This window comes from Falsiroseomonas sp. RANM36 (genome assembly GCF_056682175.1).
On record NZ_JBWXTD010000003.1, the window covers coordinates 342,227 to 350,701 of the forward strand.

Consider the following 8,475-nt stretch of genomic DNA (forward strand, 5'->3'; position numbering starts at 1 on the left):
CCGCGCCCAGCGCGTCCAGACGCGCTGCGGCCCGATGTCCATGTGGACGAAGCGCGGATAGACGCCGATGCCGAGGAAGCCCGTCCGCCGCGACAGCGTCCAGACGGCCATCGCCAGGTCGTTCGGCGCCATGCCCGGCACGCTGAGGTCGGCCGCCTGGCCCACAAGGTGCAGGCTGGCCGGCGCCGCACCTTCCAGCGAGGCGTTGGTGCGCGGCGTGCGGAAGCCGGATCGCACGATCAGCGGACGCGTGTAGCCCCACTGCTCCTGCAGGACGGAGAGCATGTCCACCAGCAGCGGCGGCAGCGGCCCCTCGGCCCCCGCATGCATGTCGCGCAGCAGGTGGCGCAGCTTCGCCAAGGCAAGGGCATCGTACTCCTCGCCGGCGCGATAGGCGGTGGCCACTTCCTCGCCGGCGCCGTTGCGCAGCCAGAGGAACCGCTCCGGCGCCGCCGCCGCCCGGGCCGCGCGCGCCCAGAGCACGCCGAGCGGCACGGCGGCGGCGGCATGCAGCAGGGAGCGGCGCGTGGTCGTCACACGCGGAGGATTCGCGCGTGGGGCGGCGCCATGCAATTCAACTCGCGGCCGCGCTGCGTATGGAACTGTCTGATTTTGCAACCGGACCGGCGGGGCCGGCCCTGCGGATCAGCCGGCCTTGGGCAGGATGCGCCAGTGCCGCTCCGCCCAGTCGAGATAGAGCTCGCGCGCCTTGCGCGCCAGCGGCCCCGGCTGCAGCGCCCGGCCGTTGTAGTTCGTGCAGGGCTGCACCTTGGCGTAGTTGCCGGTCGAGAAGATCTCGTCGGCGTCGTCCAGTTCCTCGGGCCGCACCATGCGCTCCTCCACCGGCACGCCGGCCTCGCGCAGCAGCGCCAGCACGCGCTGGCGGGTGATGCCGTTGAGGAAGGTGCCGTTCGGCGCCGGCGTGATCACCTTGCCGTCCTTCACGAACATCAGGTTGGAGGCGGCGAATTCCGCCACGTTGCCGGCCTCGTCGCACAGCACCGCCATCTCGAAGCCGCGCTCCACCGCCCAGGCGGTCGCACGCGCGCCGTTGGGATAGAGGCAGGAGGCCTTGGCATCGGTCGGCGCCATGTCCGGCGCCGGGCGGCGGAACGGCGCCATGGTGGCGGAGAAGCCGGTGAAGCCCGGCAGCGGGCTGTCATAGATCGCCAGCACGAAATCGGTGCTGTCCGGATCAGGCCGCGCCGCGCCCAGGCCCTTCCGCACGAAGAACATCGGCCGGATGTAGAGCGTCGCCTCCGGCCCCATGCGGCGGATGCCCTCGCGGCACAGCGCCTCGATCTCCTCGGGCGTCTTGGTCGGCTTCATCAGCATCGCCTTCGCCGAGGCGACGCAGCGCGCGCAGTGGCGGTCGAGGTCCGGCGCCACGCCCTTGATCGCGCGCCCGCCGTCGAAGATCACGCTGCCCAGCCAGAAGGCATGGTCCATCGGGCCGGTGAGCTTCGGCTCCTCGGTGGTCCATGTGCCGTCATGGAAGAAAACGCCCGCCATCGTCATCCCGTCCTGGCTGCCGAGCGGGATGCATGCGCCCGACCACTCGCTTCCCGCAAGATGGCGCAGCGTTCCGAAGCTTTCATTGCCATTCCGAACCTGCAACAGCGCGCCGGTTCCACTATGCTGCGCCCCGGCATGGAGGGAGACGGCGCTGCCTTGGACCTGAGGAACTACGAGACTGCGCTGGCAGCGCATGTGGATGCCGTCTTCCGCGCGAACCCGGCCCTTCGTGACCACCGCGCGGAACACCCCGGACTGACCGCGAGCCTCGGCGATCCCTTCGCGCCGGTCTGGTTCCTGGCCGAGGCGCCGGGCCTCGGCGCGCGCGGGCGCGCGAAAGCGCCGCTGGCCACCCCGGACGCGCAATGGAACAGCACGCCCGGCGACCAGGTCTTTCGCGCCGCCCTGGCGGAGGCCGGGTTCAAGACCGGGGAGCCCCGGGCGCCAGGCGGCTGGCGCTGCTACGTGACCACGCTGATCAAATGCGTGGAGGATGGCGCGGCGCGGCGCGAGGGGAAGCTCGCGCCCCTGCTCGCGCGCGCCGAGACCTGGGCGCCGGTGCTGCGCTGGCAGCTGGAAGCCGCAGCGCCGCGCTGGCTGGTGCTGAAGGGCGACCTGGCCGCCGACCTGTTCCGCCACCTGGTGGACCGCGCCGCCGTGCCGCTGCCGCCGCATGTCGAACGGATCGAGAGCTACACCTACCTCGCCGGACGCCGGGCCGACGGGGCGGAGGCGATGCACCCGGATCGCGTCGCCGCCTATCGCCGCAGCCTCTGCACGATCGCCCGTCGCGCCGGCATCGCCCCCGGTTGAACCCCCGCGGCGCGGCGCCTAGGGTGCGCCCCCTGTTGCGGACCGTGAACCGGGGGAAGGAAGCGCGATGACGATCCATTTCGTCGTCCATGACGAGGGCGACAGCGTTGGCGTGGTGGTGGTGGAGGGCCTGAAGGCCGGCACCAAGCTCACCGGCTGGATCATGGACCAGGACAAGCTGATCGAGTTCGACGCGAAGAACGACATCCCGATCGGCCACAAGCTGGCGATCAAGGGGATCAGGTCCGGCGACACGATCATCAAATACGGTGTGGACATCGGCAAGGCCGTGAAGGACATCGGCGCCGGCGAGCACCTGCACGTCCACAACGTCAAGACGAAGCGCTGGTAAGGGGACCGCGATCATGGGCATCGACCTCAAGAGCGCGACCTTCGAAGGCTGGCGCCGCGACAACGGCCGGATGGGCGTGCGCAACCACGTCCTGATCCTTCCGGTGGACGACATCTCCAACGCCGCGGCCGAGGGTGTCGCGCGCAACATCCAGGGCACGCTCGCCATCCCGCACGCCTATGGGCGTCTGCAGTTCGGCGCAGACCTCGACCTGCATTTCCGCACCATCATCGGCACCGGCTGCAACCCGAACGTCGCCGCCGTCGTCGTCATCGGCATCGAGCTCGGCTGGGCCGGCAAGGTCGCCGAGGGCATCGCCAAGACCGGCAAGCCGGTGGAGTTCTTCGCCATCGAGCAGAACGGCGACATCAACACCATCGCCGCCGCCTCGCGCGCCGCCTATCGCATGGTGAAATACGCCACCGCGCTGAAGAAGACCCGCGCGCCGCTGCAGGACCTCTGGGTCAGCACGAAGTGCGGCGAGAGCGACACGACCTCCGGCCTCGCCTCCTGCCCGACCGTCGGCAATTCCTTCGACAAGCTCTGGGAGAACGGCAACACGCTGGTCTTCGGCGAGACGTCGGAGATCACCGGCGGCGAGCATCTGGTCGCCGCGCGCTGCAAGACGCCGGAAGTGCGCGACCAGTTCATGGCGATGTTCAACCGCTACCAGGCGGTGATCGAGGCCAACAAGACCTCCGACCTGTCCGAGAGCCAGCCGACCAAGGGCAATATCGAGGGTGGGCTCACCACCATCGAGGAGAAGGCGCTCGGCAACATCCAGAAGATCGGCAAGAAGTGCACGGTCGATGGCGTGCTCGACAAGGCCGAGGAGCCGACGCATCCGGGGCTGTGGTTCATGGACAGCTCCTCCGCGGCGGCGGAGATGGTGACGCTCTGCGCGGCCTCCGGCTTCGCGGTGCACACCTTCCCGACCGGCCAGGGCAACGTCATCGGCAACCCGATCGTGCCGGTGATCAAGCTGACCGCGAACCCGCGCACCATGCGCACGATGTCCGAGCATGTGGACGTGGACGTAACGGGCATCCTGCAGCGCACCATGAACATGGACGATGCGGGCGAGGCGCTGCTCGACTGCATCCTCCGCACGGCGGATGGCCAGCACACGGCGGCCGAGATCCTCGGCCACCGCGAGTTCAGCCTGACGCGCCTCTACGAGAGCGCCTGACGCACCAGGGCGCATCGCGGTACGCATCGCGATGCGCCTTCCGGCGCCCGTCGGCGCCGCTCCGCGCGCGCGCTGAAACGCGGAAGTCTCGGGCCGTCCTCAGGGAGGCCCGTCATGCTGATCGCCCTTCTCGTGATCCTGGTCATCGCCGCGCTGCTCGGACCGCTCGGGCGGTCTGACGCCGACGAGCGGCGGAGCGACCTGGCTGCCAGCGCCCGCCAGGGCCAGCATTTCCTTTGACAACCGTTGCGTCCGGACGCGACCCTGCGCCAGGGAGAGCCAGCCCATGGCGCGGCGCGACGGCATCGAGGCATTCGGCGCGAAGCTGAAGCTCGCGCTCGGCCGCGCCAATCTCTCGCGCACGGCGCTGGCGCAGCAGGTCGGCGTGGACAAGTCGGTCGTCGCGCGTTGGGCAAGCGGGGCGCTGCACCCCGCCGACCATTCCCTCGCCACCTTGAGCTCGGCCCTCGCCCGCGCCATCGCGGGCTTCGACCGCACCGCCTGGGACCTGCCGCTGGCAGACTTCGGCGAAAGGCTTGGCATCCCAGGCCCGACCCGGACAGCGACCGGCGCGGCGCCTTGCTCTCCCATCGCAGCGTTGGCCGCTGCGATGGCGACAGAGGGACTGGTGGAGGCGGACGCCGCGCATTCCGGCATATGGCTCATGCTCTACCCGTCCATTAGCCGGCCGGGCCAATTGCAGGGCTACGCGGCGCGGCTGCGCGCCGGCGTTCAAGCCGAGGGAGCGCTATCCGCGGAGTTCTCGAGTGGCGGCACCGTGCATGCACACGGCTATGCCTTCCCCTTCTATTTCCAGCTGCACATGCTGTTCCGCGGTCGATTGCAGGACGCGACGCTCGGCTACCAGATCCTGAATCGCCCGCACGAGGACCATGCGGAGATTCTCGACGGCCTGATGAGCGTGCTCGGCGCGGGAGTAGAACGCGCTCTCGGCGCCGGCCGCTGCATCTGGCTGCGACTGAGCGACGCGACCGACGATGCCTCCTTCGCCGCCGCCATGGGGCGCGCCCACAGCCTTGCAGGCGAGTGGGACACGGCGCTGACGCCCGACCTCCGCGCGGCGTTCGTCCAGAGGGACGCGCTCGGACAGCCTGTCATGCGTCAGGCCCGCGTGGCGCCCGGTGAAAGCTGGGCGATCGGCCGGCGAAGCTTGCGCCTGCCGCAAGCGAAGCACCATCGCGAAGCGCTGTCCGCGGCCCGGGCGGCGTTCCAGGGCGTGGTCGCAGAGCCGCGGGGCTAACCGCGCAACACGCGAAGCGGACCGTCAACGCACACGAAACCGCGCGACACACCCTCGCAGGGATGCGGCGGCATAGTCCCTCTCACCGGCGGCGAGGGGCCTCCGGGCACGGAGGACCGAACCATGCGCCGCACCACCGTCTTCGTCCTGTTCGCCTTCCTGGGCTTCCTCTTCGCCTTCGCCGCGTCCCTGCCCTCCGCGCGCTCCGCCGCCCCGCAGCCGGTCGCGCTCGCCGAGCATGTCCCGGCCGAATGGATGGCCCAGGCGCTGGCCGGCCGGCCCTTCATGCCGCCGGCCCGATGAGCCCCCTCGCCCCTCGCGCGAAACACGCGCGCAACACGACGCCCGTGGCGCGAAGCCATCGCGACATGCGGCCAGGGGAAACTCCACCCCGGCAAGGCAGGGAGCAGCCGGACATGAACCGCACCGCCGTTTTCGTGATGTTCGCCTTCATCGGCTTCGTGATCGCCTTCGCCGCGGCGCTGCCCGCCGCACGCTCCGCGACGCCGCGCGAACTCGTCGCCGCCGACCGCGCGGGCGAGGTGCCGCTGCAGTGGGTGGCGCGCGCGATCTCCGAGATGCCCTTCCTGCTGCCCGGCGGGAACTGAGGCGCGAATCGGCGCCCATCGCGCGCGCCATCCGGGGTAGTCTCCCGGCAGGAGGTCGCGGATGAGCACATCAGAAGACCGGCCCGCCTTCGAGCTGGGCATCGTCGCCGCCGGCGCCGTCTCGGCCGGCGCCTACACCGCCGGCGTGCTGGACCTGCTGTTCGAGGCGCTCGACGCCTTCGAGGCCGCGCGCGAAGCCGGGCATGAGGGCGTGCCGACGCATGAGGTCGTGCTGCGCGCCATGGTCGGCGCCTCGGCCGGCGCGATGAACGCCGCGACCGTCGCCGCCTGGGCCAATCGCAGCTTCGCGCCGATGGACGCGCGCAGCCTGCGCGATCCCGAGGCGCGGCGGCGGAATCCCTTCGCCTGGGCCTGGGTGGACCAGCCCCACATCACCCGCCTGCTCGACACGACCGACCTCGATGCCGGGCATTTCCGCTCCGTCCTGAACGGGGCCTGGCTGTCGGATGCGGTGGACCAGATCCTGTCGCCCGACCCGGCCCGCCCGGACGGCCTGCAGCCCAGCCCGGCGCCGAAGCATCGCGGCTGGATCGCCGACCTGCGCGTGCGGATGACGGTCGGCAACCTCACCGGCACGCCCTATCAGCTGCGGTTCGAGGGCGCGCAGGAGGTGGCGGGCGGCATGATGGACCATGCCGAGGTGATGGATTTCCTCGCCGCCCCCACGGGCGCGAAGCCGCCGGCGAACTACCTGCCGCTGCCGGGCGACGCCGCGCGCGGCGACCCGACCTGGTCGGCGCTCGGCAATTCGGCGCTGGCCTCCGGCGCCTTTCCCGGGGCGCTGCCGGCGCGGGTGCTCAGCCGCCAGCCCGAAAACCGCGCCCGCCGCCCGATCTTCGTGCCGAAGGGCGACCCCGACCGGCCGAACGAAGGCGTGTGGGAAGTGCTGGAGCCGTCCTGGACGGTGCTCGACCCCGACCGGGCGACCATGCTCTGCGTGGATGGCGGCATCGCCAACAACGAGCCCACCGACCTTTGCCGCGACGCGCTGCTGATCAAGCGCGACGCGCCGCTGGTGCCGCAACCGGCCGAGGCGACGCAGGCGATGATCATGGTGGACCCCTTCCCGGAGCCGCCCGATCCCGGCCCGCGCGACGGCACCACGCCGCTGCCGCAGATCCTGGCGGCGCTGATCTCGGCCTGGAAGAACCAGGCACGCTTCCGCCCGGTGGACATCTGGCTGGCGACCCAGGCGGATGTGTTCAGCCGGCAGATCATCGCGCCCAGCGCCGACGGGCCCGGTCGCCCGAAAGGCGCCTCCGCGCTCGCCGGCGGTGCGCTGGGCGGCTTCCTCGGCTTCTTCTGCCGCGATTTCCGGGAACACGACTTCCTGCTCGGCCGGCACAATTGCCGCAACTTCCTGCAGCGCTATTTCGCCGTGCCGGTGGACAATGCGGTGGTGCGCCACTGGGCCTGCGACGCGGCCGGCGCGCCGACCCCCCTGGCGCTGCGCGTCATGGCCGATCACGGGATGAAGCCGGAGAAGCGGCTGGTGCCGCTGGTGTGGCTGGCGCCGCATTTGCGCGACGCCGGGGATCCGGCGAAGGACCCCGTGCCGGAGCCGGACTGGCCGGTCGGCCGCTTCGATCCCGCGCCGCTGCAGGCGGCCTTCGCCAAGCGCATCCGGCGCGTGCTGCGGGCGTTGTCCGGGCATCTCGGCTGGATCGGCGGGGCGCTGACCACCGGGTTCGGCTGGCTGCCGGCCTGGCTCGCCAGCCGTCAGATCGTCGCCACCCTGGAGAAGGCGCGGCGCGACAGCGGCCTCTGAACCCGCCGGCTGACCGCGCGGCGCCGGCGGGCTAAGCAGCCCTCATGCAAACGACGGCGCCCGCCGAAACCCCCGTCCCGCCCGGCTACGCCGCCGGGGCGCCCGTGCCCTGGTGGGTCAAGTTCTCGGTCAAGCTGGTGCTCGGCAGCCTGCCGGTGCCGGCCCGCGCCTGGCGGGCCCTCGGCCTGCGGCGCCATTCCTTCGCGGCCGACGATCCCGCCCGCCTCGTGCCGCCGCTCGCCGACCTCGTCGCCCGCGCCGCGGCGCGCCTCGGCCGCGCGCCGCGCAGCGTGCTGGAGATCGGCCCCGGCGCGATGGTCCGCCGCGCCCCGATCGCCGCCGCGCTCGGCCTCGGCCCGATCCTCTACCTCGATGTCGAGGACGACGCGCCGCGCGAGCTCGAGCCCTACCGCCGCGCCGCCGAAGCCGCCCGCGCCGCCGGCCTTTCCCCGCCCGACCTCTCGGGCTGCGCGACGCATGCGGAGGTGCTGGCCGCCTGCGGCGCACGGCTGCTGATCGGCGGGCCGGAGCGGCTGGCGGAGGTGCCGGCGGGATCGGTGGACCTCGTCTTCTCGGAAGTCGCGCTGGAGCATGTGCGGCGCGACGCGCTGGCACCGCTGCTGGCAGCACTGCGCCGCGTGACGGCGCCGGACGGCATCGGGCTGCATGGCGTGGACTTCCACGACCATCTCGGCGGCGCGCTGCGCCACCTGCGCTTCTCGCCCGGCTTCTGGGAAGGAAAGGCGGTGGGCCGCGCCGGGCTCTACAACAACCGCCTCGGCCTGACCGAGATGCTGGACGCCTTCGCCGCCGCCGGCTTCGCCGCCAGCGCGCCGCATCGCCTGGTGTGGGACGCCCCGCCACTGCCCCCCGGCGGGGCGCATCCGGCGTTGGGGGGGGGGGGGGGGGGGGGGGGGGGGGGGGGGGGGGGGGGGGGGGGGGCGCGCC

11 protein-coding genes are annotated in these 8,475 nt (G+C 72.1%); 9 read left to right on the plus strand and 2 right to left on the minus strand.

Annotation, left to right across the window (positions count from 1 at the left end; translation table 11 throughout):
* The coding region (locus AC1MIR_RS06425) for a YcbK family protein (protein WP_480027353.1) at positions 1 to 537 on the minus strand (537 nt) is incomplete at its 3' end.
* Positions 538 to 645: 108 nt separating this feature from the next.
* The gene (locus tag AC1MIR_RS06430) at positions 646 to 1,512 is read right to left on the minus strand and encodes a branched-chain amino acid aminotransferase (RefSeq protein WP_480027354.1); all 867 of its coding nucleotides are present in this window, start codon (positions 1,510 to 1,512) and stop codon (positions 646 to 648) included.
* 159 nt (positions 1,513 to 1,671) lie between these two features.
* On the opposite strand from AC1MIR_RS06430, the gene AC1MIR_RS06435 reads away from it, so the two are divergent.
* The 9 genes from AC1MIR_RS06435 to AC1MIR_RS06475 form a co-directional block, all read left to right on the plus strand.
* Positions 1,672 to 2,328, plus strand: a complete 657-nt coding sequence (locus AC1MIR_RS06435) for a uracil-DNA glycosylase family protein (protein WP_480027355.1) — start codon at positions 1,672 to 1,674, stop codon at positions 2,326 to 2,328.
* Positions 2,329 to 2,395: 67 nt separating this feature from the next.
* Positions 2,396 to 2,680: a UxaA family hydrolase gene (locus AC1MIR_RS06440; protein WP_480027356.1), complete on the plus strand. Its 285-nt coding sequence runs from the start codon at positions 2,396 to 2,398 to the stop codon at positions 2,678 to 2,680.
* A 13-nt stretch (positions 2,681 to 2,693) separates the two neighbouring features.
* Positions 2,694 to 3,869 (plus strand): UxaA family hydrolase, encoded by a 1,176-nt coding sequence (locus AC1MIR_RS06445; RefSeq protein WP_480027357.1) that lies wholly within the window; start codon positions 2,694 to 2,696, stop codon positions 3,867 to 3,869.
* Between the two features lie 114 nt (positions 3,870 to 3,983).
* On the plus strand, positions 3,984 to 4,109 hold the full coding sequence (locus tag AC1MIR_RS06450; protein WP_480027358.1) for a hypothetical protein: 126 nt from the start codon (positions 3,984 to 3,986) through the stop codon (positions 4,107 to 4,109).
* Between the two features lie 46 nt (positions 4,110 to 4,155).
* On the plus strand, positions 4,156 to 5,130 hold the full coding sequence (locus tag AC1MIR_RS06455) for a helix-turn-helix domain-containing protein (RefSeq protein WP_480027359.1): 975 nt from the start codon (positions 4,156 to 4,158) through the stop codon (positions 5,128 to 5,130).
* Positions 5,131 to 5,253: 123 nt separating this feature from the next.
* Positions 5,254 to 5,433, plus strand: coding sequence for a hypothetical protein (locus AC1MIR_RS06460; protein ID WP_480027360.1), 180 nt, complete (start codon positions 5,254 to 5,256; stop codon positions 5,431 to 5,433).
* A gap of 113 nt (positions 5,434 to 5,546) precedes the next feature.
* Positions 5,547 to 5,738 (plus strand): hypothetical protein, encoded by a 192-nt coding sequence (locus AC1MIR_RS06465; protein WP_480027361.1) that lies wholly within the window; start codon positions 5,547 to 5,549, stop codon positions 5,736 to 5,738.
* A gap of 61 nt (positions 5,739 to 5,799) precedes the next feature.
* Positions 5,800 to 7,527: a patatin-like phospholipase family protein gene (locus tag AC1MIR_RS06470; RefSeq protein WP_480027362.1), complete on the plus strand. Its 1,728-nt coding sequence runs from the start codon at positions 5,800 to 5,802 to the stop codon at positions 7,525 to 7,527.
* Between the two features lie 44 nt (positions 7,528 to 7,571).
* Positions 7,572 to 8,475: methyltransferase domain-containing protein (locus tag AC1MIR_RS06475; RefSeq protein WP_480027363.1), on the plus strand; the 904-nt coding region annotated here is incomplete at its 3' end.